Source organism: Actinospineispora acaciae DSM 45401, assembly GCF_000620785.1.
Classification (GTDB): Bacteria; Actinomycetota; Actinomycetes; order Mycobacteriales; family Pseudonocardiaceae; genus Pseudonocardia; species Pseudonocardia acaciae.
Window position 1 is genome coordinate 88,355 of sequence record NZ_JIAI01000015.1, and the last position, 25,607, is coordinate 113,961.

Consider the following 25,607-nt stretch of genomic DNA (forward strand, 5'->3'; position numbering starts at 1 on the left):
GGTCTTCGTGATATGCAGATCGGAACGGCGACGCTACTCCACCGCTCCGACCTGGTTGAACCGGGTTACGCCTTACTCGCCGGTGGCCTTGGCGATGATCTCCTTGGCCACGTTGGTCGGAACCTCGGCGTAGGAGTCGAACTGCATGGAGTAGTTCGCCCGACCCTGGGTCCGCGAGCGCAGGTCGCCCACGTAGCCGAACATCTCCGACAGCGGGACCAGCGCCTTGACGACGCGGGTGCCGGACCGCTCCTCCATGGCCTGGATGTGGCCACGGCGGGAGTTGAGGTCGCCGATCACGTCGCCCATGTAGTCCTCGGGCGTGGTGACCTCGACGGCCATCATCGGCTCCAGCAGCACCGGCTTGGCCTGCCGCGCGGCCTCCTTGAGCGCCATCGAACCGGCGATCTTGAAGGCCATCTCGGAGGAGTCGACCTCGTGGAACGCGCCGTCGAGCAGGGTGAGCTTGATCCCGACCAGCGGGTAGCCGGCCAGCACGCCGTACTGCATGGCGTCCTGGGCGCCGGCGTCCACCGACGGGATGTACTCCCTGGGCACCCGGCCACCGGTGACCTTGCTCTCGAACTCGTAGAGCGCGCCGTCGCCGGTCTCCAGCGGCTCCAGCGCGATGATCACCTTCGCGAACTGGCCGGAGCCACCGGTCTGCTTCTTGTGCGTGTACTCGTACTTCGGCACCGCCCGGGTGATCGTCTCGCGGTACGCCACCTGCGGCTTGCCGATGTTGGCCTCGACCTTGAAGTCCGACTTCATCCGGTTGACCAGCACCTCGAGGTGCAGCTCACCCATGCCCTGGATGATGGTCTGGCCGGTCTCGTCGTCCAAGTTGACCCGGAAGGTCGGGTCCTCCTCGGCCAGCTTCTGGATGGCCGTGGACAGCTTCTCCTGGTCGGCCTTGGTCTTCGGCTCGATGGCCACCGAGATGACCGGCTCGGGGAAGGTCATGGACTCCAGCACGATCGGCGCCTGCGGGTCGCACAGGGTCTCGCCGGTGGTGGTCTCCTTGAGCCCGATCACCGCGTAGATGTGACCGCAGAGAGCCTCGTCGACCGGGTTCTCCTTGTTGGCGTGCATCTGGAAGATCTTCCCGATGCGCTCCTTGCGGTCCTTCGTCGAGTTGATCACCTGGGCGCCCGCGGGCACCCGGCCGGAGTACACCCGGATGTAGGTGAGCTTGCCGAAGAACGGGTGCGCGGAGATCTTGAACGCCAGCGCGGAGAACGGCTCGTCCTTGCTGGGCTTGCGGCTGGCCGGGGTCTCCCCGTCCGGCAGCGTGCCCTCCACCGGCGGCAGGTCCAGCGGCGACGGCAGGTAGTCGATCACCGCGTCCAGCATCGGCTGCACGCCCTTGTTCTTGAACGCCGAGCCGCACAGCACCGGGTAGGCGACCCGGTCGGTCACGATCTTCCGGATGCCGGCCTTGATCTCGTCGGTGGTCAGCTCCTCGCCGCCGAGGTAGCGCTCCATCAGGTCGTCGTCGGTCTCCGCGACCGCCTCGACCAGCTTCTCGCGGTACTCCGCGGCCTGCTCGGCGAGCTCGGCCGGGATCTCCTCGATCGCGTAGTCCTCGCCCTTCTGCACCTCACCGCGCCAGGTCAGCGCGCGCATGCCGACCAGGTCGATGACGCCGATGAAGTCGCCTTCGGACCCGATGGGCAGCTGGATGGGCAGCGGGGTGGCGCCGAGGCGCTCCCGGATCGTGCCCACGGTGAAGAAGAAGTCCGCACCGATCTTGTCCATCTTGTTGACGAAACAGATCCGGGGCACGTCGTACTTGGTGGCCTGCCGCCAGACCTGCTCGGACTGCGGCTCGACCCCCTCCTTGCCGTCGAAGACGGCGACCGCGCCGTCGAGCACCCGCAGGTTCCGCTCCACCTCGACGGTGAAGTCGACGTGGCCGGGAGTGTCGATGATGTTGATCTGGTGGTCTTTCCAGAAGCAGGTGGTCGCGGCGGAGGTGATCGTGATGCCGCGCTTCTGCTCCTCCTCCATCCAGTCCATCGTGGCGGCGCCGTCGTGCACCTCGCCGATCTTGTAGTTGATCCCGGTGTAGTACAGGATCCGCTCGGTCGTGGTGGTCTTGCCGGCGTCGATGTGCGCCATGATGCCGATGTTGCGGACTCGGCGCAGGTCGGTGAACACGTCCCGTGCCATGGTGGTACTTCCCCTCTCGCGTGGGTGCTCTCTTGGGGCGACCCTCGCGGGTCTCAGGTGCTGGTGGAGCCGGACGGTCTGCCCGTCACCACCGGTAGTGGGCGAAGGCCTTGTTGGACTCCGCCATCTTGTGGGTGTCCTCGCGCCGCTTGACGGCGGCGCCCAACCCGTTGCTCGCGTCCAGCAGCTCGTTCATCAGGCGGTCGACCATGGTCTTCTCCCGGCGCTGCCGAGCGAACGTGACCAGCCAGCGCAGCCCGAGCGTGGTGGACCGGGACGGCCGCACCTCGACGGGAACCTGGTAGGTGGCGCCACCGACCCGGCGGCTGCGCACCTCCAGCGCGGGCTTGACGTTGTCCAGCGCGCGCTTGAGCGTGACCACGGGGTCGGTGCCGGTCTTGTCCCGGCAGCCCTCCATGGCCGCGTAGACGATGCGCTCCGCGATGGACTTCTTGCCGTCGACCAGGACCTTGTTCACCAACTGGGTGACCAGCGGCGAGCTGTAGACCGGGTCGGAGATCAGCGGGCGCTTCGGAGCGGGACCCTTGCGAGGCATCAGCTCTTCTCCTTCTTCGCGCCGTACTTGCTTCGGGCCTGCTTGCGGTTGCGTACCCCCTGGGTGTCCAGCGAACCGCGGATGATCTTGTAGCGGACGCCGGGCAGGTCCTTCACCCGGCCGCCGCGCACCAGCACGATGGAGTGCTCCTGCAGGTTGTGGCCCTCACCCGGGATGTAGGCGGTCACCTCGATCTGGCTGCTCAGCCGGACCCGGGCGACCTTGCGCAGCGCGGAGTTCGGCTTCTTCGGCGTGGTGGTGTACACGCGCGTGCACACCCCGCGGCGCTGAGGGCTCTCCTTCAGCGCGGCAGTCTTGGTCTTGGCGACCTTGTCCTCGCGGCCCTTGCGGACCAGCTGCTGGATCGTGGGCATGAACCGGTGACTTCTTCCCGTTTGGCGGCGTGCTGGTTGGTCTCTGGGTAGTTCTGGTGGTCCTGGGTGCCCGCCCGGAGCGGAGGACGTCCGTCCCCCGAGGTCGGGCGTGTCGCCCTCGGAACCGGTTCATGGCGCTCCACGGAGCACTCAGTGAAACGTTCCGGGGTGACCCGCGATTCCGTACTCCGCGCTCGCGTTCGAGCCTCATGTCGACGCGAGCGGCGGTGGCAACGAGCACGCGGAGCGGCCCGGCTCTCGTCCTTCTAGCCGGGCACTACCGCAAAGGATACCTGGCCCGTGATGAGAGGGTCAAAACGGGTCATGACCATGCGCGGAACCGCGAGCGACGTTCTCGCGCGGGTCCGTATCCAGTCACCACCGAGCCTGCCCGATAGCCGGCGGGTCCGCAACCATCTTCACCGGCTCGCGTAACCGGTTGGGTACCCGGTGTGACCGGCTGTGCCGTTCGGCGGAGGTGACGGTGGGCAGGGTGGCGGGCGGCGACTCGCCGGAGTTCGTTGATCGGTCCCGTCTGTGCGCCCAGCGGTGGCGTGTCATGCCCCTCGGCGGTGCAGGCGGCCGGCGGCGAGCTCGGTCAGGTCCACCTCGTCCAGCGATCCGACCACCACGTCGGCGCGCTCGCCGGCGAGCAGCTCGGCGTCGTCCGCCCTGGCCACGCCGAGCGCGGCCATCCCGCCGGCCTTGGCGGCGGCCACCCCGCTCGGGGCGTCCTCGACCACGAAGCACCGGGCGGCGGGGGCGCGCAGCTCCTCGGCGGCGGCCAGGAAGATGTCCGGCGCCGGCTTGCCGTGCTCGAAGTCACGCCCGGAGATGTCCACGTCCAACGCGTCGGCCAGGGTCAGCCCGGTCGTGATCCCGTCGGTGGCGAGTTCGTGCTCGCGGACGAACGTGTCCAGCCGGATCCGGCGCAGCATCAGCCCGGCGTTCTTGGACGAGGACGCCGCCGCCGTCGGCACCCCGGCCGCCCGCACGGCGAGGAAGAACCGCAACGCGTCCGGGAACGCCTCGAACGCGCCGGCCTCGATCAGCGCGACGATCTTCCGCTGCTTGCGGTCCGCGTACTCCTGTGACCGCCGCTCCAGGTCCGGGACGCCGAAGTACGCCAGCGCGGACCGCGCCCCGCTCATCCTCGGCTTGCCGGACAGCTCGCGCTGGTACACCTCGCTGGTGAACGCCTCCGGCGTCCAGCTCGTGCGCCCGGCGATGTCCGCCCAGTCGCCCTCCATCAGCTCCCGCAGCGCGTCCCGCCACGCCGGCTCGTGCGGCGAGTCCACAAGCACCCCGTCCACATCAAAGATCGCCCCCAGAAACGCCACCGCCGGAGTATCCCACCGGCCCTCGATCCCGCGAGTCGGGGATTCCGTCAGGGTGAGTCGCGGATTTCGTCAGGCTCGAACCCAACCTGACAGAAACCGCGACTCACCCTGACGTTTTCCCCGACTCGCGGTCGGAGGTACGGGCGGGGGGGTACGGGCGCGCGCTTGGGGGCGGGGTTAGCGGGCGAGGGTGTCGAGGAGGTGGGCGACGTCGGGGACGGAGTCGAGTACGAAGTCGGCGGCGGTGGGGCGGCCGAGGGTGGTCGGGTCGCCTACGTAGATGGAGACGCCTCGGCCGTGCAGTGCGCGGAAGGCGTCTTCGTCGGTGACGTCGTCGCCCAGGTAGAGGGGCACGGTGTCGGGGGTGGTCAGGCCGAGGGTGTCGAGCAGGTAGAGCACGGCTCGGCCCTTGTCCCAGTCGAGGTTGGGCTGTAGCTCGTAGACCATCTTGCCGGGGGTCAGCTTGAGCTCGTTGGAGCGCTCGGTCAGGAGCCGGCGCACGAGCGCGGCCACGCGTTCGGCCGCGTCGGCGTCGGCGAGCCGATAGTGCACGGCGACCGAGGCGCGCTTGCGCTCCACCTGCACCCCGTCCAGCCAGCCGACGCCGTCGTCCAGCTCTTCGCCGACGTCGGCGACCAGGCTCTCGAACCCGGTGGCCGCCTCGTGGCGCAGGGTGCCGCGCTCGGGGTGCCAGATGTCGAAGCCGTGGCTGCCGGCGACTGTCAGGTCGTGCATGCCCATCAGGTCCTGGACCACCGCCCGGTCGCGGCCGCTGACCACGCACACCGGACACCGGCCTGCCAGTTCGTGCACGATCCGCCGCATGTCCGGCGTCATGCGCGCGTCCTCCGGCCGGTCCACGATCGGCGTCAGCACGCCGTCGTAGTCCAGGAACACCGCCGGACGCCGCCCGCCCAGCGCGCGCCCGAACTCCTCACCGTCCCGCAGCGCATGCGCAAGCCCCACGCTCGCACAGCCTACGGACCCGGGTACGAACGAGAGCCGGGGCCGCTCTGACGAACGGCCCCGGCTCTTGGGTTCGGACTTCGGCTTCGACTACCTGTAGTCGCGCCCGAAGTCGTAGTCGTCCAGTGGCACGGCGGCGCCGGTGCCGGTGCCGAACACGTCGGGGGCGTAGTACCCGTCGTCGTAGTTCGGCAGGGCGTAGGCGGCCGCGCGGGCCTCCTCGGTGGGCTGCACCTCGATGTTGCGGTACCGGTTGATGCCGGTGCCGGCCGGGATGAGCTTGCCGATGATGACGTTCTCCTTCAGCCCGACGAGGCCGTCGCGCTTTCCGTTGATCGCCGCATCGGTGAGGATCCTGGTCGTCTCCTGGAAGGAGGCCGCGGACAGCCACGACTCGGTGGCCAGCGAGGCCTTGGTGATGCCCATCAGCACCGGACGGCCGGACGCCGCCTCGCCGCCTTCGGCCACCACCCGGCGGTTGACGTTCTCGAACTCCGCCCGCTCGGCGAGCGCGCCGGGCAGGAACTCCGTGGAGCCGGAGTCGATGATGGTCACTCGCCGCAGCATCTGCCGGACGATCACCTCGACGTGCTTGTCGTGGATGTCCACGCTCTGCGTGCGGTACACCTTCTGCACCTCACGCACCAGGTGCAGCTGCACCTCGCGCGGGCCCATGACTCGCAGCACCTCGTGCGGGTCGGCGGTGCCCTCCAGCAGGAGCTGCCCGACGCCGACGTGGTCGCCGTCGGCCAGCGGCCGCTCCTCGCCGTTCACGGTGGTCATGGCCAGCCACTGCCGCTTGGACAGCTTGTCGTAGATGATCTCCTCGCCGCCGTCGTCCGGCGTCAGGGTGATCTTCCAGAACTTGTCGCCGTCCTCGATGGCGATGCGGCCGTCCACGTCCGCGATCGGCGCCTTGCCCTTGGGCACCCGGGCCTCGAACAGCTCGGTGACCCGGGGCAGGCCGGAGGTGATGTCGTCGCCGGCGACGCCACCGGTGTGGAAGGTACGCATCGTCAGCTGCGTGCCCGGCTCACCGATGGACTGCGCGGCCACGATGCCGACCGCCTCGCCGACGTCCACCAGCTTGCCGGTGGCCATCGAGCGGCCGTAGCAGGTCGCGCAGATCCCGGTGGCGGACGCGCAGGTCAGCGCGCTGCGAACCTTGATCTGGTGGATGCCGGCCTCGTACAGCCTGGCCAGCGCCGGGTCGCCGAGGTCGTCGCCCTTGCCCACGACCAGGTTGCCGTCGGCGTCCTTGACGTCCTCCGCCGAGCACCGCGCGTACACACTGGTGCGCACGTAGCGGTGCGGGATGCGCTCCTCGCCGGTGCCGCCACCGGGCTCGGTGACCGGCATGACGATCCCGCGCTCGGTGCCGCAGTTGACCTCGCGGACGATGACGTCCTGCGACACGTCGACCAGCCGCCTGGTGAGGTAGCCGGAGTCGGCGGTGCGCAGGGCGGTGTCCGCCAGGCCCTTGCGGGTGCCGTGCGTGGAGATGAAGTACTCCAGCACGGACAGGCCCTCGCGGAAGTTGGCCTTGATCGGACGGGGGATGTACTCGCCCTTCGGGTTGGCCACCAGGCCCCGCATGCCGGCCAGCTGGCGCGCCTGGGTCATGTTGCCCGCCGCGCCCGACTTCACCAGCATCGGGATCGGGTTGTCGTCAGGGAAGTTGTCCTCCATGGCCTTGGCCACCTCTTCGGAGGCCTGGGTCCAGATCTTGACCATCTCGTCGTTGCGCTCCTGGTGGGACAGGGCGCCCCGCTGGTAGCGCTTGTTGATCTGGTCGGCCTTGGCCTCGTAGGTGTCCAGGATCTCCTGCTTGTTGCCGGGCACCACCACGTCGGTGACCGCCAGGGTGACCCCGGAGCGGGTGGCCCAGTAGAAGCCGGCGTCCTTGAGCCGGTCCAGCACCTGGGCGACCTCGGTCATCGAGTACCGCTCGGCCAGGTCGTTGATGATCGCGGCCTGGCGCTTCTTGGGCAGCGGCTCGTTGATGAACGCGTAGTCCGCCGGGAGCAGCTCGTTGAACAGCACCCGGCCCAGGGTGGTCTGGGCCCGCCAGACCTGGCCGTCCTCCAGCTCGATGCCGTCCACCGGACGCACCCCGGGCAGCCGAACGGTGATCGGCGCCTGCAGGTGCAGCATCTTCCGGTCGTAGGCCATGATCGCCTCGGCGGACGAGGAGAACGTCTGGCCCGCGCCGGTCGCCTCCGGCTGCTCCTTCGTGAGATAGAACAGCCCGGTGACCATGTCCAGCCGGGGCATGGCCAGCGGCCGGCCGGACGCCGGCGAGAGGATGTTGTTGCTGGCCAGCATCAGCACCCTGGCCTCGGCCTGCGCCTCGGCGGACAGCGGCAGGTGCACCGCCATCTGGTCACCGTCGAAGTCGGCGTTGAACGCCTCGCAGACCAGCGGGTGCAGCTGGATGGCCTTGCCCTCCACCAGCTGCGGCTCGAAGGCCTGGATGCCCAGCCGGTGCAGGGTGGGCGCCCGGTTGAGCAGCACCGGGTGCCCGGCGATGACCTCTTCCAGCACGTCCCAGACCTGCGAGCGGCCGCGCTCCACCATCCGCTTGGCGGACTTGATGTTCTGCGCGTGGTTCAGGTCGACCAGCCGCTTCATCACGAACGGCTTGAACAGCTCCAGCGCCATGCCCTTGGGCAGGCCGCACTGGTGCAGCTTGAGCTGCGGGCCGACCACGATGACCGAACGGCCGGAGTAGTCGACGCGCTTGCCGAGCAGGTTCTGGCGGAACCGGCCCTGCTTGCCCTTGAGCAGGTCGGACAGCGACTTGAGCGGGCGGTTGCCCGGCCCGGTGACCGGGCGGCCCCGGCGGCCGTTGTCGAACAGCGCGTCGACGGCCTCCTGGAGCATCCGCTTCTCGTTGTTGACGATGATCTCGGGCGCGCCGAGGTCGATCAGTCGCTTCAACCGGTTGTTCCGGTTGATCACGCGGCGGTACAGGTCGTTCAGGTCGGACGTGGCGAACCGGCCACCGTCGAGCTGCACCATCGGGCGCAGGTCCGGCGGGATGACCGGCACGCAGTCCAGCACCATGCCCTGCGGGTTGTTGCCGGTGGCCTGGAACGCGGCCACCACCTTCAGCCGCTTGAGCGCGCGCAGCTTCTTCTGACCCTTGCCGGTGCGGATGGTCTCCCTGAGGTTCTCCGCCTCGGCCTCGATGTCGAAGGTCTGCACCAGCTTCTGGATCGCCTCGGCGCCCATCGCGCCGGTGAAGTAGTCGCCGTACCGGTCGTAGAGCTCCCGGTAGAGCATCTCGTCGGCGATCAGCTGCTTGGTGGCCAGCTTGGTGAAGGTGCTCCAGATCTCCTCGAGCCGGTCCAGCTCGCGCTGGGCCCGGTCGCGGAGCTGGCGCATCTCGCGCTCGCCGCCCTCCTTGACCTTGCGGCGGACGTCGCTCTTGGCGCCCTCCGCCTCCAGCTCGGCGATGTCGGCTTCCAGCTTCTGCGCGCGGGCCTCGAGGTCCGCGTCGCGGCGCTGCTCGACCCGCTTGCGCTCCACGCTCATCTCGTTCTCGAGCGTGGGCAGGTCGTTGTGGCGCAGCTCGTCGTTCACGCTGGTGATGACGTAAGCGGCGAAGTAGATGATCTTTTCGAGATCCTTCGGCGCCAGGTCGAGCAGGTAGCCGAGCCGGCTGGGCACGCCCTTGAAGTACCAGATATGCGTGACCGGCGCGGCCAGCTCGACGTGGCCCATCCGCTCGCGCCGGACCTTGGTGCGAGTGACCTCGACACCGCAGCGCTCACAGATGATGCCCTTGAACCGGACGCGCTTGTACTTGCCGCAGTAACACTCCCAGTCCCGGGTCGGGCCGAAGATCTTCTCGCAGAAGAGCCCGTCCTTCTCCGGCTTCAGGGTGCGGTAGTTGATCGTTTCGGGCTTCTTGACCTCGCCGTAGGACCACTGGCGGATGTCCTCGGCGGTGGCCAGGCCAATGCGTAGTTCATCGAAGAAGTTGACGTCTAGCACGTGGCTTCAGTCTCCCCTTGCAGGTCTTGCGGGTGGCAGGTGGCTCGGAGTGGCAGGGCGATCAATGGACCACGTCATCCACGGACATGGAGTCGGACCCTGGTCGGCTGGACAGGTTGATGCCCAGGTTGGCGGCGGCCCGTTCCAGGTCCTCGTCGTCGGAGTCGCGCATCTCGATGGCGGCGCCGTCGCTGGACAGCACCTCCACGTTCAGGCACAGCGACTGCAGCTCCTTGAGCAGCACCTTGAACGACTCGGGAATCCCCGGCTCCGGGATGTTCTCGCCCTTGACGATCGCCTCGTAGACCTTGACCCGGCCCACCACGTCGTCGGACTTGATGGTCAGCAGCTCCTGCAGCGTGTACGCCGCGCCGTAGGCCTGCATCGCCCAGCACTCCATCTCGCCGAAGCGCTGGCCACCGAACTGCGCCTTACCACCCAGCGGCTGCTGCGTGATCATCGAGTACGGGCCGGTGGACCGCGCGTGCAGCTTGTCGTCCACCATGTGCGCCAGCTTCAGGATGTACATGTAGCCGACCGCCACCGGGTACGGGAACGGCTCGCCGGAGCGGCCGTCCAGCAGCGTCGCCTTCCCGTCCGGGCCGACCATCCGGTCGCCGTCGCGGTTGGGCAGCGTGGCCGCCAGCAGCCCGGTGATCTCGTCCTCCTTGGCGCCGTCGAACACCGGGGTCGCGGTGTTCGTGCCCGGCGCCACCGAGTAGAGCTCCTCGGGCATGCGCGACGCCCATTCCGGTGTGCCCTCGATGTCCCAGCCGGACTTGGCGATCCACCCGAGGTGGGTCTCCAGGATCTGGCCGATGTTCATCCGTCGCGGAACACCGTGGGTGTTGAGGATGATGTCCACCGGCGTGCCGTCCGGCAGGAACGGCATGTCCTCGGCGGGCAGGATCTTGCCGATCACGCCCTTGTTGCCGTGCCGTCCGGCCAGCTTGTCGCCGTCGGAGATCTTCCGCTTCTGCGCCACGTACACCCGGACCAGCTCGTTGACGCCCGGGGCCAGCTCGTCGTCGTCATCGCGGGAGAACACCCGGATGCCGATGACCTTGCCGTTCTCCCCGTGCGGCACCTTGAGGCTGGTGTCGCGGACCTCGCGGGCCTTCTCGCCGAAGATCGCGCGCAGCAGCCGCTCCTCCGGGGTCAGCTCGGTCTCGCCCTTGGGCGTGACCTTCCCGACCAGGATGTCGCCGGGCTGCACCTCGGCACCGATCCGGATGATGCCGCGCTCGTCCAGGTCCGCCAGGACCTCCTCGGAGACGTTCGGGATGTCCCGGGTGATCTCCTCGGCGCCGAGCTTGGTGTCCCGGGCGTCGACCTCGTGCTCCTCGATGTGGATCGAGGTGAGCACGTCGTCCTGCACCAGGCGCTGGGACAGGATGATCGCGTCCTCGTAGTTGTGGCCCTCCCACGGCATGATCGCGACCAGCAGGTTCTTGCCGAGCGCCATCTCGCCGTTCTCGGTGCACGGCCCGTCGGCCAGCACCTGGCCGACCTCGACCCGCTGCCCCTCTTCCACGATGGGCTTCTGGTTGTTGCAGGTGCCCTGGTTGGTGCGGCGGAACTTGTTGAGCCGGTAGGTCTGGCGGGTGCCGTCGTCGGCCATCACGGTGGCGTAGTCGGCGCACAGCTCCTCGACCACGCCCGCCTTGTCGGCCACCAGCACGTCGCCGGCGTCCACGGCGGCCCGCAGCTCCATGCCGGTCCCGACCAGCGGGGCCTCGCTGCGCAGCAGCGGCACCGCCTGGCGCTGCATGTTCGCGCCCATCAGCGCGCGGTTGGCGTCGTCGTGCTCCAGGAACGGGATCAGCGCGGTGGCCACCGACACCATCTGGCGCGGCGAGACGTCCATGTACTCGACGCCACGCGGGTTGATGAAGTCGACCTCACCGCCCTTGCGCCGCACCAGCACCCGGTCCTCGGCGAAGTGACCGTCCTCCTTCAGGGGGGCGTTCGCCTGCGCGATGACCTGCCGGTCCTCCTCGTCGGCCGTCAGGTAGTCGATCTGGTCGGTGACCACACCGTCGACGACCTTGCGGTACGGCGTCTCGATGAAGCCGAACGGGTTCACCCGCGCGAAGGAGGACAGCGAGCCGATCAGGCCGATGTTCGGGCCTTCCGGCGTCTCGATCGGGCACATCCGGCCGTAGTGGCTGTGGTGGACGTCCCGGACCTCCATGCCGGCCCGTTCCCTGGACAGGCCGCCGGGGCCGAGCGCGTTCAGCCGCCGCTTGTGGGTCAGGCCCGACAGCGGGTTGTGCTGGTCCATGAACTGGGACAGCTGGCTGGTGCCGAAGAACTCCTTGATCGCGGCCACCACCGGCCGGATGTTGATCAGGGTCTGCGGCGTGATCGCCTCGACGTCCTGGGTGGTCATCCGCTCCCGGACGACCCGCTCCATCCGGGACAGGCCGACCCGGATCTGGTTCTGGATCAGCTCGCCCACGGTGCGGATGCGCCGGTTGCCGAAGTGGTCGATGTCGTCGGTCTCCACCGGGACCTCGACCGCGTCCTCGCCGGTGCCGACCGCCATCGTAGTCTCGCCGGCGTGCAGCCGGACCAGGTACTCGATGGTGGTGATGATGTCGTCCTCGGTGAGCGTGCCCACCTCGACCGGCACCTTCAGGCCCAGCTTCTTGTTCACCTTGTAGCGGCCGACCTTGGCCAGGTCGTAGCGCTTGTCCTTGAAGAACAGGTTCTCCAGGAGGGTCTGCGCGCTCTCCCTGGTGGGCGGCTCGCCCGGACGCAGCTTGCGGTAGATGTCCAGCAGCGCCTCGTCCTGCCCGGCGGTGTGGTCCTTCTCCAGGGTGGCCAGCAGGGTCTCCGAGAAGCCGAACCGCTCGCGGATCTGCTCGGCGGTCCAGCCGAGGGCCTTGAGCAGCACGGTGACCGGCTGGCGGCGCTTGCGGTCGATGCGGACGCCGACCGTGTCGCGCTTGTCGACGTCGAACTCCAGCCAGGCACCCCGGCTCGGGATGATCTTGACGGAGTAGACGTCCTTGTCGGTGGCCTTGTCCACGGTGTGGTCGTAGTAGACGCCCGGGGACCTGACCAGCTGGGACACCACGACGCGCTCGGTGCCGTTGATGATGAAGGTGCCCTTGTCGGTCATCACCGGGAAGTCACCCATGAACACCGTCTGGCTCTTGATCTCGCCGGTGCTGTTGTTGGTGAACTCCGCGGTGACGAACAGCGGGGCCGCATAGGTCATGTCCTTGTCCCGACACTCCTCGACGGAGGCCTTGACCTCGTCGAAGCGCGGGTCGGAGAAGGACAGGGACATCGACCCGGAGAAGTCCTCGATCGGAGAGATCTCCGTGAGGATCTCCTCGAGGCCACCGACCGGGTTCTCGTCGCCGGCGTCCACCCGGCGCTGGAACCAGGCCTCGTCGCCGACCAGCCATTCGAAGGCCTGGATCTGCAGGTTGAGGAGGTCGGGAACCTCGAGCGGCTCACGGATCTTGGCGAAGGAGACACGGGTCGGCGCACCCGGGAAACTCGGGTTGGCCGTGACCGGGGTACCGGTCAATCTTGCGTTGGAAGTGACAGTGGTCGCTGTGGCGCGGGAGACAGCCAAGATGCGTCCTTCCGAGAACTACGCTCTGCTGGCATGCGCCGTCTCGGGCGGGTACCGTCTGGCTAGTGACCCGGGCGGGAGGTCCGGGCATTGGGCCGGCCAGGTGGTGGCTGCTGAAGCGACGCGTGCCTGTGTTGTCAGTGCGCTTCCCTCAGTCAGAACACATGAACCCGGTACCCGGCGGCACGCACACGGGTCTTGGGGTCATGTCTCCTGAATGAAGGCAGCGCAAAGAGGCAGTCTAGCCGCAAATGCAGCCGCTGTCCAGAGGGGTCGCCGAGCAACCATCCTGCCACCAAGAGTGACGTGCCCCGGCCCCGGAGTCAAGACGCTAATCGACGGTAAGCGGTCTCTTTTGGAGGACGACCGGCACCAAACCGACTCCAGACGGTCATCTCTGGCTGATACCCGACACCTTCCACTGACCGCCCACCCGCTCGGCCGTGACCGCGAACCGGACCGACGCCTTGAGCGGGGCGGAGCTGTCCGCCCGGCGGCCGACCTGGTTCACCAGCACCAGCAGGGTCGCCCTGCGCTCGGTGATCCGTTCGACGCCGGCCTCCGCGACGCTGGACTCCAGTGACGCCTTCTGCTGCGGGCCGAGCCGGCGCACCTCGGCGAACTTCTCCTTGAACTCGTCGGCGTAGGAGCCGGCGATGTAGGACAGCGCGCGCTGCTCGTCCTCGTCGAGGTGGGCGGCGTCGTAGGAGTAGATCGCCTCGATGGCCTTGCTGATCTGGTCGCGGACGTCGGCGGTGACCGCCTTGTCCACGAAGGCGAGGTTGTCGGTGCGGCGGGCATCGACGGCCTCGTCGGCCTTGGTGGTGAAGATGTACGCGCCGGCGCCGGCCACGATGGTGACCAGCAGGAGGGCGAGCAGGGCCGCGAGCGGCTTGGGGTGGGAGGCGCCGGTCTCCGTGCCCGGCTCGGGGGTCGTCGTCTCGGCGGCTTCGGGGGCCTCTGGCGTGTCCTCGACGTGGTAGCTGGCCGTCGGGTCGTAGGTCTCGTGCATCACCGTCGGCTGGTCCACACGCGGGATCAGCTCGGTGTGGGCCTCGGGGCGGCGGGGCTGGTCGTCGTAGTGGTCCTCGTCCTCGTCGTCGTCGTCGAGGCTGTCCATGGTCCACTCGGCGGTGTCGCCGAGGTCGTGGCCCGCGCCTGGGGCATCGTCGTCGGGGTGGTGGTCGGGCTCGTGGTCGTCGTGGTCGGGCTCGGCGACGGGGAGGCGGACGCGCAGGGTGGCGGCGTGCACGGTGTTGATGTGCACGGTGTCGGCGTGGATGCCGCCGGAGGGCTCGTGGTCGGGGTCGTCGGCGTCCTCGGTGTCGTCGAACGGCTCGGGCTCGGGCTCGGGCGCGGGCTCGGGGTCGGGGTCGGGGTCGGCCAGGTCGGTGTAGTCGTGGTCGGCTTCGGCGAGCGCGAAGTCGGCGAGGTCTTCCTGGTCGTGCTCGGCGACCTCGGCGGGGGGCTCGTCCTCGGCCTGCTCGGGCTCGGGCTCCGCCGACCGCTCGGTGTCATCGGCGGGTTCGGCGTACTCCGGTTCGAGCCAGTCCGCGACGGGGTCGGCTTCTGGCTCGGGTTCCGCCTCCGCCTCCGCCGGGGTTGCGTGGTCGTCGTCCTCGATCCGGGGCATCACGCCGGTGGCGGAGGGCTCCTCGACCGGTATGTAGGGGCCGAAGAGCTGTTCGGCCACCGAGCCGGGCGGCGCGGGCTCGGGGTCCTTGGGGCGCGAGCTCTCGACGGCGGTCTCGACGGCCCGCAGCGCCCTGTCCACGGCGGAGGGGCGGCCGGCCGAGTCGTCGGGCTCGTGCACGGGCGGCAGGTACGGGTCGTCGGTGAACGCGGAGAAGCTGGAGTCGTCGGCTGGGGCGCGGTCGGGTTCGGAGCGCGGCGGGGTGAACACCCGCGTCGGGTAGTCCAGGTTCGGTCCCTGCCGGCGGCGGGGTGGGTCGTTCGGCGGCTGGCCGGTGCGGGTCGACGGGGGCGGCACCCAGCGGCGGGTCGGCGGATCGAGCGGCGCGGGCGACGACTCGTCGCCGCGCAGGGCCTCTTCCCATTCGTCGACGACCTGGTCCGGGTCTTCCTCCGGCGCCGTCTGGTCGCTGACCGGGCGGTAGAACCGGGTCGGCGGATCGACCCGGCTCGGACCCGAGCCGGGGGTATGACGCTGCACTGTCATGGGGCTTGTGCTCCTGGCCTCATGCGTTCACGTATCCGGAGCTTGCGACCTTCCAGCCGGCGTCGGTGCGGTTCAGCGTCAGCTTCATCCGCACCTGGTGCACGGTCGGGCGGCCGTTGGCCAGCGGGGTCTGGGTGACGTCCAAGGCGGCGATGGCGGTCGCGGTGCCGGCGTCGGCGTCCAGCTCGGTCAGCGCGGCGTCCACCACCCGGGCGTTGTTGCTGCTCGAAGCGCGCTTCATCTCGTCGGCGTACTTCGCGCTGTCCTGGCGCAGCCGGTCCAGCATCGGCCCGGTGGCCACCGCCTGCCACGCGCGCAGGCTCTCGTCGGGGTGGGCCGAGTCGGCGGTCTGCAACACCACGACCACCTGCCTGGCGACCCGCAGCGCGTCGTCACGCGCCTGCACCGTCTGCGCGCCGTCGCCGTCGACCGCCCGCCACCACGAGTAGCCGGCCCAGCCGGCGACGACCACCGCGGCCACCGCGAGGACGGCCAGCAGCAAGGTGGCCATCCGCCACGGGTTGCTCGGACCGTTCATTCCGGAGTGACCTCCGAGATCTTCCACCGGCCGTCGATCTTCTTGGCGTCCACGACCAGCCGCGCGGTGGCCCCGGTGGGCTCCTTGGGCGCGCCGGGGGCGCCGCGCTCGCCGGTCTGGTCGACCATCATCAGCAGCTGCGCGCGGTCGCCCTGCAACTGGCGAACGCCGGCGGCCCGCACGAAGGTCTGCAGGGTGGCCTGCTGGGCCGGTGCGAGCTGCTTGACCGGCTCGAACACCCGGCCGAACTCGGTGGCGAACTTCCCGGTGATCACGGCCTGGGCCGCCGCCTCGGTGGCCGGCAGGGACTTGTAGTCGTAGGAGTACACGGTGGTGACCGCGGTGGTCACCTGGCCGATGACCTCGGCGGTGGCCGCGTTGTCCACGAACGCCTGGTTGGCGTGCGACCCGGCGCCGCGCGCGGCGAGCGCCCCCACGGCCGCGACCACCGTGCCCGCCAGCAGCACCACCGCGGCGCAGGCCAGCACGATCAGCGTCCTGACCCGCCGCGCCTTGGCCCGGGGGCTGGGGCGGATGGGCGGCAGGACGGGCACGAACGGCTCGTCGTCGTCCTCGGGCGGCCTGCTCGCGGTCGTGCCGGCGGTGACGGTGGTGGCGGCGGTGACGGTGGTGGCGGCGGGCTTGGCCTCGGGCTCGTCGGCCGGCTTGGACAGCGACTCGAAGATCGGCGTGGCCACCGGTTCGGACACGGGCTCGGTGTCGATCTTGGTGTCGGTCGTGGTGTCGGTCGTGGTGGCCGGCTCGGCGGTGGGGTCCTCGGCGGGGCCTTCGGCGGCGGCGGTCACGGGCTCGGCGCTCTTGGTCGGCTCGGCGCTCTCGGGCGGCTCGGTGCCGGCGCCCGGATCGCTGCCCGACACCGTCTCGCTGCGAGGAGTTGACATGCGACGAATTCCTTACCAGGTCAGGACCGGATCGGGCTGGCGGCGCTCGCCTTCCAGCCGGCGTCCGGGGTCCGCACCAGGTCGATCTTGACCCGGACCTGCTTGGTCTCCGGCGGGCTGGGTGCCCCGTTCACCGTCCGGACGGTGCTCACGTCGACGGCGGCCACCGCGGAGGCCTTGCCGCCGGCCACGTCCAGGTCGGACAGCGCGGCGTCGACCAGCTTGGCCGTGGTGGTGGTCTGCGCGGTGCGCACCTTGTCGGCGTACTGCTGGCGGTTCTTGGTCAGCTCGTCGAGCATCGGCCCGGTCACCGACGACGCCCAGGTGTCCAGGCCCTTGTCCACCGTCCGGTAGTCCAGCGTCTGAAGGTTGACCGCGATCTGCCGCGCGGCGGCCAGGGCGTCCTCCCTGGTCGTCGCCGTCTCGGAGGTCGTACCGCTGGTCGCGTTCCACCACAGCGCCCCGAAGAGCACCACGCCGACCAGTCCCAACCCCGCCGCGACGGCGGCCGCCCAGGTGGCCACCCTGATCTGGTCCGAGCGGCCGGCGCCGGCCGCGGCGGGCACCGAGGTGCCGGCCGTTCCGCGTCGCGCCAGGAGGGCTTTCATACCGGTGAGGGTAGAGCGGAGCGACGAGCCGTCATGCCGGCACCCCCCGCAAGCCGGTGACCCCGATCTCAGTCCCCATCCCAGTCAACATCGCAGGGCTCCGCGTTCACCCGCCCGGCAGCAGGCTGGGGGTCAGCCCGAAGTGGCCGTCGGACGGGGGTGCGTCGAGCAGCCCGGGCAGCGCCGGCTGGCCGGGAAGGGCCGGTCCCGAGGCCGGATCCGCACCGCCGTGACCGCCCCGCCCGTGCTGGCCGGGCAGCGGATCGATGCCGGCCCTCGGCCCGTCGGAGTAGAACTTCCGGAACCAGTCCGGCACCGGCCCCGGCCTGCCGTTCTCGAACGGGTACTGCGGCTTGACGCCGCGCACGTCGATCGGCGAGTACAGCGGCTCGCGGCAGAACGCCCGGTAGTTCGTGGGCTGCGGGCTGATGTCCGTGCCGGGGCGCTTGTGCGTCGCCTCGTAGCCCTTGGTGCACGGCGGCGGGTCGTTCACGTTGAGCACCAGGCCCAGGTGCGCGGTGCCGTCGCCGGGCACGATGGTCGGGATGTAGGAGACCAGGATCGGGTACGCGATCAGGATCGAGCGCAGCGACCAGAGGTGCTCCTTGGTGATCCGGCTGGTGGTGAGCGCCTCCCGGATGGTGTCGCTCAGCCCGGGGCCGGACTCGTCGATCAGCGCGCTCAGCTCGCGGGCCGCATCCGGGCCGTCGTCCACGATCCGCCGGATGTCCTTGTCGCTGTCCTTGAGCTGCTGGGTGACCTTCCGCAGGTCCGAGCTGAAGGACTTGATCGGGTCCGCCAGGTCGTTCTGGGTGCGCAGCACCGTCCGCGCGTCATGGATCAGCGCCAGGGTCTGCGGCAGGTACTGGTTCGCGGTCTGGGTCAGCGAGTTGGTCGAGTCCAGCAGCAGCCCGAGCTTGGGCCCCAGCCCGTCGAACGCCACGCCCAGCTCGCCGACGACCGTGCGCAGGTCGTTGAGCGGCACGTTCGCGGCCAGCTTGTCCAGGTTCTCCAGCACGTCCTGCACCGGCACCGGGGTGCTCACCCGGTCCGCCGCGATCGCGCTGCCGTCCTCCAGGTAGGGCGCGGCGTCGGCGTTCGGGCGCAGGTCCACGTAGCGCTCGCCGACCGCCGAGCGGTCCGCCACCACCGCGTTCAGGTCCTTCGGGATCTTCGGCGCGGACCCGTCGATGACCAGGTCCGCGACCACGCCGTCGTCGGTCAGTTGCAGCGGGCCGACCGCGCCGACCTTGACCCCCCGGAACGTGACCTCGGCGCGCTCGAACAGCCCCGAGGCGTCCGCCAGCGGCATCTTGACCGTGTAGTCCCTGGGGCCGATGAACGCGAACAGGCCGAGGAACTGCGCGCCGATGTAGACCACGAGCACCACGGTGAGCGCGACGAAGGCGCCGATCCGGATCGCGGTGGCGCGGGTGATCATTTGTCTCCTCCCAGGCCGGGCAGCAGTCCGGACAGGCCGGTGTCCTTCTTCTCGGACGGCGGCTGGGTGGACGGCTGGGTCGACCCCTCCGGCTGAGGGCCGGGCAGCAGCCCGAGCAGCTGGCCGGACTGCCCGGGGGTGACCTGGGGCAGCGTGTCCAGCGGGCTGGGCGGGGTGACCAGCGGGGTGCTGGAGTTGAGCAGGTTGTCGATCAGGTCCTGCAGGTTCAGGTCGATCCAGACGTTCAGGTTCGCGTGGTCGCCCTTGGCCACGTCCAGGATCGCGTCGGTGAACGGCGGGGTGAGGACGAGCTCCAGCGACTTGGGCAGGGTGTCCCCGGTGGCGGCCAGCTGGGTCAGCGTGGGCCGCAGCGCGCGCAGGTCGGCCACCAGGTCGTCGCCGCCTCGGTGCACCACCTCGGTGGCCACCTTGGACAGCCGGTCCAGCGCCTCGAGCAGGCCCACGAGCTGGCCGCGCTGCTCGTTGAGCACGGCCAGGCCCGGCTCCAGCTCGGTGAGCACCTGGTCGAGGTTGCCGCGCTGCTCGACCAGGGCGGCGGACAGCCGGTTCACCCCGTCCAGCGCGCGGGTGATGTTGTTCTTCTGGCCGTCCAGGGTGGTTGTCAGCCTGTTCAGGTCGCCCAGCAGCGCGCGCACGTCGGCCTCCCGGCCGGACAGCGCCTTGTTCAGCTCGGTGGAGATGCTCTGCAGCTGGCCCAGCCCGCCGCCGTTGAGCAGCATGGACAGCGCGCCGAAGATCTCCTCGACCTCCGGGTTGCGGTTGGTGCGCTCGATCGGGATCACCGAGCCGTCGGCAAGGCGGCCGGTGCCGGACTCGGGCGCGGCGGGCGCGGCCAGCTCGACGTACTTCTCGCCGAGCAGGCTGGTCTGCTTGAGCGCGGCTGTCGCGTTCGCGGGCAGCTTGACGTCGCCGTTGAGCACGACCCGGACGTTGGCGAACCAGTTCTTCGGGTCCAGCTCGACGGTGCGGACCTGGCCGACCGTGACGTTGTTGACCTTGACGCCGGACTGCGGCACCAGGTCCAGCACGTCCCGGAACACCACGGTGACCTCGTACGGCTGGTCGCCGAGGTCGGCGCCGCCGGGCAGCGGCACGCCCTGCAGCGACACCGAGGCGCACCCGCTGGACAGCCCGAACAGGGTCGCCACCATGCCGACCACGGCCGCGGTCCGCAGCCGCCGCCCGATCATCGGCCACCTCCGAGCAGGTCGGTCAGGACGGGCACCTTGGGCTTCTCCTTGGCCGGCGCCTGGGGCTGGGTGCCCGCCGGTTGCTGGCCGCCCGGCGCCGGTGAGCCGGCCGGCGCCCGTGACCCGCCGCCGAGCAGCGGCACCTTCGGCGCCTTGAGCTGGGACAGCATCGACGGCGAGAGGGTGGGCAGCGTGATCAGTCCGGCGGTGCTGGTGCAGCCCTCCAGGAGGGCGGGCGGCAGCAACGGTCGGAGGATGTCGCCGAGGCCGGGCGCGTTCCCCAGCTGGCACAGCAGCGTCTGCAGCGCGTTGAGCCGGGTGTCCAGCGTCCCGGACGACCCGTTGTAGGCGTTGACCAGGCCGCTCACCGCGGTCGGCGCGGTGTCCAGCAGCTGCTCGAGGCCCTTGCGCTCCTTGTTCACGGCGGCCAGGATCTCGGCCAGCTTGTCCACGTTCTTCCGGACCCCGGCCCGGTTGTCGTGGATGAACTTGGCGACCTCGCCGAGCACCGTGGACAGCTCGTGCAGGGTCTCCCCCAGGTTCTTCCTCTCGCCGGCCAGGTAGCCGTTGACCTGGGCGAACTGCTGGGTGAACGCGCGCACCTGATCGTCGTTCTGTTTCAGGTTGGTGGTGAACGACTGCAGGTTGGTGACGGTGCCGGCCAGGTCGTCGCGGGACGCGGACAGCGTGGTGATGGCCTGGGAGAAGTTGTCCAGCGAGGTGTTCGTCAGCTTGCCGTTGCCCTCCAGGTTGCGGGCGAACGTGCTCACCGCTTCGGACAGCGCGCCGGCGTTGTTCACCCCCTGCGGGCCGAGCGCGGTGGACAGCTTCTGCACGCTGGAGAGCAGGTCGTCGAACTCGGCGGGGACGGCGGTGCGCTCCTTGGGGATGGTCGCGCCCTCCGGCAGCGTCGGCCCGCCGGTGTACACCGGGGCGAGCTGCAGGTAGCGGTCCGCCACCACGGTCGGCGCCACCACGGCGGCCAGCGCGCCCGCCGGCACCTGGACGTCGGAGTTGACGTGGAAGTCGACCCTGACCAGGGTGCCCTCCGGCCGCACGTCGTCCACCTCGCCGACCGGGACCCCGAGCATCCGCACGTCCGCGCCCGGGTACATGCCGACCACGCTGGTCAGCATCGCCGAGTAGTGCTTTCCGCTGGACCGGTTCAGCAGGTAGACCACGCCCGCGACCACCACCAGCAGGACCACCACGCCGATCGCGATCGTCGTGACCAGCCCACGCCGGGACGAGGTTGGCGCGCTCACCGGTTACCTCCCACCGGGGACAGCGACGGCACCGGCAGGTTGCCGGTCGCCCCGGGTTGCAGGCCGGGCACCACCGGCGGCACCAGGCCGTCGACGAAGTTGTCGAACCAGCGGCCGTTGCCCAGCGCGTTGGTGAACACCGTGGCGAACGGCCCCAGCCGCTGGATCGAGGCGGTCAGGTTGTCCAGGTTGCGCTGCAGCGTGTCGGTGAGCCTGTCCAGCTCGTCCAGGGTCGGCCCGATCTGGTCCTCGTTGTCCCTGATCAGCCCGCGCAGTTGCTGGGCCAGCCGCCTGGTGCCGTCCAGCAGCTGGCTGATCGCGTGCTCGCGGGCGCGCAGCTCGTCGAGCAGCTTGGTGCCGTCGGCCAGGATGCGGTTGATGTCCTCGTTGCGGGCGGCCAGCACGGACGTCGCCCGGTTGGTGTTGTCCAGCAGGTGGGAGAGCTGGCGGTCCCGGGAGGCGATGGTCACCGACAGCCGGGACAGGCCGTCCAGCGAGGCGCGGACCTCGTCCGGGGTGTCCCGGAAGGTGTCGGACAGGGTGCGCAGGCTGGTCGCGAGCTGGCCGGTGTCCAGGTCGCGGACGGTGTCGCTGAGCTGGTTGAACGCGGCCACCACGTCGTAGGGGGCCATGGTCCGCTCGCGGGGGATCGGGCCGGACAGCGGCTTGTCCCCGGCCGGGTCGATGGCCAGGTACTTCTCGCCGAGCAGCGTCTTGATCTGGATGGACGCGCTGCTGGCGTTGCCGATGTCCACGTTCTTGGCCCGGAAGGTGACCAGCACGCTGGTGCCGCTGAGCTCCAGGTCGGTGACCTTGCCGACCTTCACCCCGGCCACCCGCACCTCGTTGCCCGGGTCCAGCCCGGCGGCCTCGGAGAACAGCGCCTGGTACTTGTCGCCGGAGCCGATCACCGGCAGGTAGTCGGCCTCGTACGCCAGGAACAGCAGGCCCAGGATGACCAGGATGCTGGCGAGCCCGATCGTGATCGGGTTACGGCTTCTGAACGACCTCATCGGCCACCGCCATGGTGCTCGTCCTTCTTGTCGTGACCGGCGTTCTGGTCGTGGCCGCCGTTATCCGCGTAGCAGCGCTGGGCGGTGTTCAGGTGCGGCTCCAGCCTCACGTTGCCGCCACCCGGCACCGCGAGCTGACCGCCGATGTCACACAGGTAGAAGTTGAACCAGGAGCCGTAGGTGCCCAGCGGGATGAGCGTGTCCAGCTTGCCCGGCAGGGTGTGCAGGAACCGGTCCACCAGCGGCTGGTTGTCGTTGAGGTTGCCGGCCAGCCGGCCGAGCTGCTCGATGTCGGCCTTCAGCGGCGGGCGGGCGTCCTCCAACAGCCCGGCGGTGGCGTCGGTCAGCTCGCCGATCGAGGAGATGGCATCGCCGATGGTGTGCCGGTCCTGGGACAGCCCGGACACCAGCTGCCGGACGGTGATCACCAGCTGGGTGAACTCCTTGTCCCGGGCGTTCACCGTGTCCAGCACCTGGTTCAGGTTGTCGATGACCTGCCCGATGACCTGGTCCTTGTCGGCGATCGCGGTGGTCAGCGACGCGGTGTGGGACAGCAGGCTGTTGATCGTGCCGCCCTCGCCCTGCAGCACCTGGATGAGCTCGAAGGACAGCTGGTTGACCTGCTGCGGGGACAGCGCCCGGAACAGCGGCTTGAAGCCGTCGAAGAGCTGGGTCAGGTTGACCGCCGGGTGGGTCTGCTCCAGCGGGATGGTGGCCCCGGCGACCAGCCGTTCCCCCGGCGGGCCGACGCCCTGGCTCAGCGCGATGTAGCGCTGGCCGATCAGGTTGCGGTACCGGATGGTGGCCTCGGTGGAGCGCGGCAGCACCACGTCCCGGGACACGGTGAACTCCAGCAGCGCGACCTTGCGGTCCACCAGCCGGATGTCGGAGACCTCGCCGACCCGGACCCCGGCGATGCGCACCTCGTCGCCCTTGTTCACCCCTGTCGCGTCGGTGAACTTGGCGCTGTACTCCGAGGTGCTGCCGGGGATCTGGTTGGCGATGGTGGCGGCCAGCGCGGCCGTGCACAGCAGCATCGCCACGGCGAAGACGACGAACTTGGTGAGCGGCGCGCCGATGCCGCGCAGTGACCTCACCTGACCGTCACCTCCGCCCCGCGCAGCAGCGGCCCGACCAGCAGGCTCGACCACGCCGGCACCTCGGCGGGGTCGGCGCCGGTCATGTCGGCCACCAGCCCGGACACCAGCTGCTGTTCCGGCCGGGTATTGGCGATGCTCAGCCCGCCCTTCGTGTTGGTGGTGAACGCGATCGGGGCCACCGGCCGGTCGGACGGCCCCGGCGCGGCGGCCTGGGGCTTCTCGCCCTTCGGACGGTCGAGGGGCGGCGCGGTGGACGACGGCCCGAGCAGTCCGCCGCCGCCGAGCAGGCCGCCGCCCGGCTGGCCCGGCGTGCCCGACCCGCCGGCGTCACCGAGCAGTGGGAGCTCCTGGGGCGCGGGCAGTCCGCCGGTCAGGCCCTTGGTCAGGTTGCCGAGCTGGGAGGCCTGGCCGCTGGCCGGCGGGTGCTCAGAGCCGTCCAGGAACGGCCCGCCGGGGTACTGGACCTGCGGCATCGCGGACTTGTAGCAGGCCGGCCCGCGCTTGTCGGTGAACTCCGGCTCGTCCTGGTGCGGCAGGTACTTGCCGCGCTGCGCCGCGACCTCCAGCGTGATGTTCACCGCCGGCCGGTTGGTGCCCTTGCCCAGCGCCTGGTCGATCACCGGCACCGCGTCGGAGACCCGGCGGAACAGGCACACGTACTCCGGCGAGTAGCGGGCCAGCAGCTCCAGCGTCGGGCGCAGCTCGTGCACCAGGTCGATCAGGTTCTCCTTGTTGTCCTTCAGGAACCCGTGCAGGTCGTCGGCGGCGGTGGTCGTCGTGTCGTAGAAGGTCGCGAAGTCGTCCTTCTTCTCCACCAGCGTGTGGCTGGTGGTGGTCAGGTTGTTCAGCGCCTCGATCAGGTCCGGCGCGGCCTGGGTGTAGGTGTCGGTGAGCTTGGGCAGCGCCTTGATGTCCTCGGTCAGGTCGGGCAGCGCCGGGTTGAACTTGGCCAGGTACTCGTGCAGCGTGGTCAGCGTCTGGCCGAGCTTCTCGCCGCGCCCGGTCAGCGCCTGGTCCAGCGCGCCCAGGGTGTTGGCCAGGTCCTGCGGGCGGACCGCCTGGATCAGCGGCAGCAGGTGGTTGAACAGCCGCTCGGTCTCCACCGCGTTGCCGCTGCGGTCGCGGGTGATCACGTCGCCGGCCTTGATCGGCGTCCTGGACGGGTTCGGCGGCGCCTGCAGTGCCACGTACCGCTCGCCGAACAGGCTCTTGGGCACCAGCATCGCCGTCACGTTGCTCGGGATGTACGCCACCTGGTCGGGCCGCAGGTCGATGGACACGATGGCCTCCCGGCCGTCGCTGGCCACCTTGGTGACGGCGCCGACGTCCACCCCGCGCAGCCGCACCTCGGCCTGCGGCAGGAAGGAGTTGTCCACCTGGTCGATCCGCATGGTCACCGGGACCGTCTTGGTGAACGTCTTGTTGTAGAACGCCCAGCACAGCACCAGCAGCGCGAGCATCACCACGACCATGGCGAGCCCCAGCAGCCGCCGGGGCAGGGGCGGGAGACGGTCGGCGGCCATCAGGCGATCTTCACCGTGGTCGTGGAGCCCCAGAGGGCCAGGCTCACCGCGATGTCCAGGACAAAGATCATCACCAGCGAGGCGCGCACCGAGCGGCCGACCGCGATGCCCACGCCGGCGGGCCCGCCGGTGGCGCGGTAGCCGTAGTAGCAGTGGATCAAGATGATCAGGATCGCGATGACCAGCACCTTGAAGAACGAGTACAGGATGTCGATCGGCGGCAGGAAGAGGTTGAAGTAGTGGTCGTAGATGCCGATCGACTGGCCGTAGAACAGCGAGACGGTCAGCCGGGAGGCCAGGTACGAGGTGAGCAGGCCGGCCGCGTAGAGCGGCACGATCGCCACGAAGCCGGCGATCAGCCGAGTGGTGATCAGGAACGGCAGGCTGGGCACCGCCATGACCTCCAGCGCGTCGATCTCCTCGGAGATGCGCATGGCGCCGAGCTGGGCGGTGAAGCCGGCGCCGACCGTGGCGGTGAGCCCGATCGTGGCCACCAGCGGTGAGATCTCCCGGGTGTTGAAGTACGCCGAGATGAACGCGGTGAACGCGGCCGCCCCGAGCTGGTTCAGGCCGGCGTAGACCTGCAGGCCCACCACCGAGCCGGTGAACGAGGTGAGCAGCGCGACGATGATCACCGTGCCGCCGACCAGCGCGAGGCCGCCGGCGCCGAAGGTGACCTCGGTCAGGATCCGCAGGACCTCTTTCTTGTACCTGGTCAGCGTGCGCGGGACCCAGCGCAGCGCGCGCAGGTACAGCCAGCCCTGGTCACCGAGCTCGTCCAGGGTGCGCAGCGGTGCCTCGACCGTCCGCTTCAGCTCGCCGGCCATC

General features: G+C 69.8%; 18 protein-coding genes. All 18 read right to left on the minus strand.

Annotated elements, in window-relative coordinates; translation table 11 throughout:
• Window positions 1-72: 72 nt before the first annotated feature.
• The 18 genes from fusA to N912_RS0140665 all read right to left on the minus strand — a co-directional run bounded on the left by fusA (window position 73) and on the right by N912_RS0140665 (window position 25,606).
• Window positions 73-2,172 carry an elongation factor G gene (gene fusA, locus N912_RS0140580; protein ID WP_028926946.1) on the minus strand — a complete coding sequence of 700 codons (2,100 nt, stop codon included), beginning with the start codon at window positions 2,170-2,172 and terminating at the stop codon, window positions 73-75.
• An 85-nt stretch (window positions 2,173-2,257) separates the two neighbouring features.
• The gene (gene rpsG, locus N912_RS0140585; RefSeq protein WP_028926947.1) at window positions 2,258-2,728 is read right to left on the minus strand and encodes a 30S ribosomal protein S7; all 471 of its coding nucleotides are present in this window, start codon (window positions 2,726-2,728) and stop codon (window positions 2,258-2,260) included.
• Entirely contained in the window at window positions 2,728-3,102 is a 375-nt protein-coding gene (rpsL, locus tag N912_RS0140590; protein ID WP_028926948.1) for a 30S ribosomal protein S12, read from the minus strand. The genes rpsG and rpsL overlap by 1 nt, the downstream gene beginning before the upstream one ends.
• A 557-nt stretch (window positions 3,103-3,659) precedes the next feature.
• Window positions 3,660-4,442 (minus strand): HAD family hydrolase, encoded by a 783-nt coding sequence (locus N912_RS0140595; RefSeq protein ID WP_028926949.1) that lies wholly within the window; start codon window positions 4,440-4,442, stop codon window positions 3,660-3,662.
• Window positions 4,443-4,619: 177 nt separating this feature from the next.
• Complete coding sequence (gene otsB, locus N912_RS0140600; protein WP_037069116.1) at window positions 4,620-5,408, minus strand: trehalose-phosphatase; 789 nt, start codon at window positions 5,406-5,408, stop codon at window positions 4,620-4,622.
• Between the two features lie 90 nt (window positions 5,409-5,498).
• Window positions 5,499-9,407: a DNA-directed RNA polymerase subunit beta' gene (locus tag N912_RS0140605; RefSeq protein ID WP_028926951.1), complete on the minus strand. Its 3,909-nt coding sequence runs from the start codon at window positions 9,405-9,407 to the stop codon at window positions 5,499-5,501.
• Window positions 9,408-9,468: 61 nt separating this feature from the next.
• On the minus strand, window positions 9,469-12,999 hold the full coding sequence (gene rpoB / locus N912_RS0140610; RefSeq protein ID WP_028926952.1) for a DNA-directed RNA polymerase subunit beta: 3,531 nt from the start codon (window positions 12,997-12,999) through the stop codon (window positions 9,469-9,471).
• A 391-nt stretch (window positions 13,000-13,390) separates the two neighbouring features.
• Window positions 13,391-15,178, minus strand: coding sequence for a hypothetical protein (locus N912_RS0140615; protein WP_156994327.1), 1,788 nt, complete (start codon window positions 15,176-15,178; stop codon window positions 13,391-13,393).
• Window positions 15,179-15,197: 19 nt separating this feature from the next.
• Window positions 15,198-15,716, minus strand: coding sequence for a hypothetical protein (locus tag N912_RS57700; RefSeq protein ID WP_051581481.1), 519 nt, complete (start codon window positions 15,714-15,716; stop codon window positions 15,198-15,200).
• Window positions 15,713-16,618, minus strand: coding sequence for a hypothetical protein (locus N912_RS65365; protein WP_211261572.1), 906 nt, complete (start codon window positions 16,616-16,618; stop codon window positions 15,713-15,715). Before N912_RS65365 ends, N912_RS57700 begins: the two co-directional genes overlap by 4 nt.
• Window positions 16,619-16,638: 20 nt before the next feature.
• Window positions 16,639-17,226: a hypothetical protein gene (locus N912_RS57705; RefSeq protein ID WP_051581483.1), complete on the minus strand. Its 588-nt coding sequence runs from the start codon at window positions 17,224-17,226 to the stop codon at window positions 16,639-16,641.
• Window positions 17,227-17,332: 106 nt separating this feature from the next.
• Window positions 17,333-18,667 (minus strand): MlaD family protein, encoded by a 1,335-nt coding sequence (locus N912_RS57710; RefSeq protein ID WP_051581484.1) that lies wholly within the window; start codon window positions 18,665-18,667, stop codon window positions 17,333-17,335.
• Window positions 18,664-19,878, minus strand: coding sequence for an MCE family protein (locus N912_RS0140640; RefSeq protein WP_028926955.1), 1,215 nt, complete (start codon window positions 19,876-19,878; stop codon window positions 18,664-18,666). The genes N912_RS57710 and N912_RS0140640 overlap by 4 nt, the downstream gene beginning before the upstream one ends.
• A complete protein-coding gene (locus tag N912_RS57715) occupies window positions 19,875-21,143 on the minus strand; it encodes an MCE family protein (protein ID WP_051581485.1) in 1,269 nt (422 codons plus the stop codon). The genes N912_RS0140640 and N912_RS57715 overlap by 4 nt, the downstream gene beginning before the upstream one ends.
• Window positions 21,140-22,156, minus strand: a complete 1,017-nt coding sequence (locus N912_RS57720; protein ID WP_051581486.1) for an MCE family protein — start codon at window positions 22,154-22,156, stop codon at window positions 21,140-21,142. The genes N912_RS57715 and N912_RS57720 overlap by 4 nt, the downstream gene beginning before the upstream one ends.
• Complete coding sequence (locus N912_RS57725; RefSeq protein WP_064745528.1) at window positions 22,153-23,253, minus strand: MCE family protein; 1,101 nt, start codon at window positions 23,251-23,253, stop codon at window positions 22,153-22,155. Before N912_RS57725 ends, N912_RS57720 begins: the two co-directional genes overlap by 4 nt.
• A complete protein-coding gene (locus N912_RS0140660; RefSeq protein ID WP_028926956.1) occupies window positions 23,250-24,779 on the minus strand; it encodes an MCE family protein in 1,530 nt (509 codons plus the stop codon). The genes N912_RS57725 and N912_RS0140660 overlap by 4 nt, the downstream gene beginning before the upstream one ends.
• Window positions 24,779-25,606 carry an MlaE family ABC transporter permease gene (locus tag N912_RS0140665; RefSeq protein ID WP_028926957.1) on the minus strand — a complete coding sequence of 276 codons (828 nt, stop codon included), beginning with the start codon at window positions 25,604-25,606 and terminating at the stop codon, window positions 24,779-24,781. Before N912_RS0140665 ends, N912_RS0140660 begins: the two co-directional genes overlap by 1 nt.
• Between the last annotated feature and the right edge of the window lies 1 nt (window position 25,607).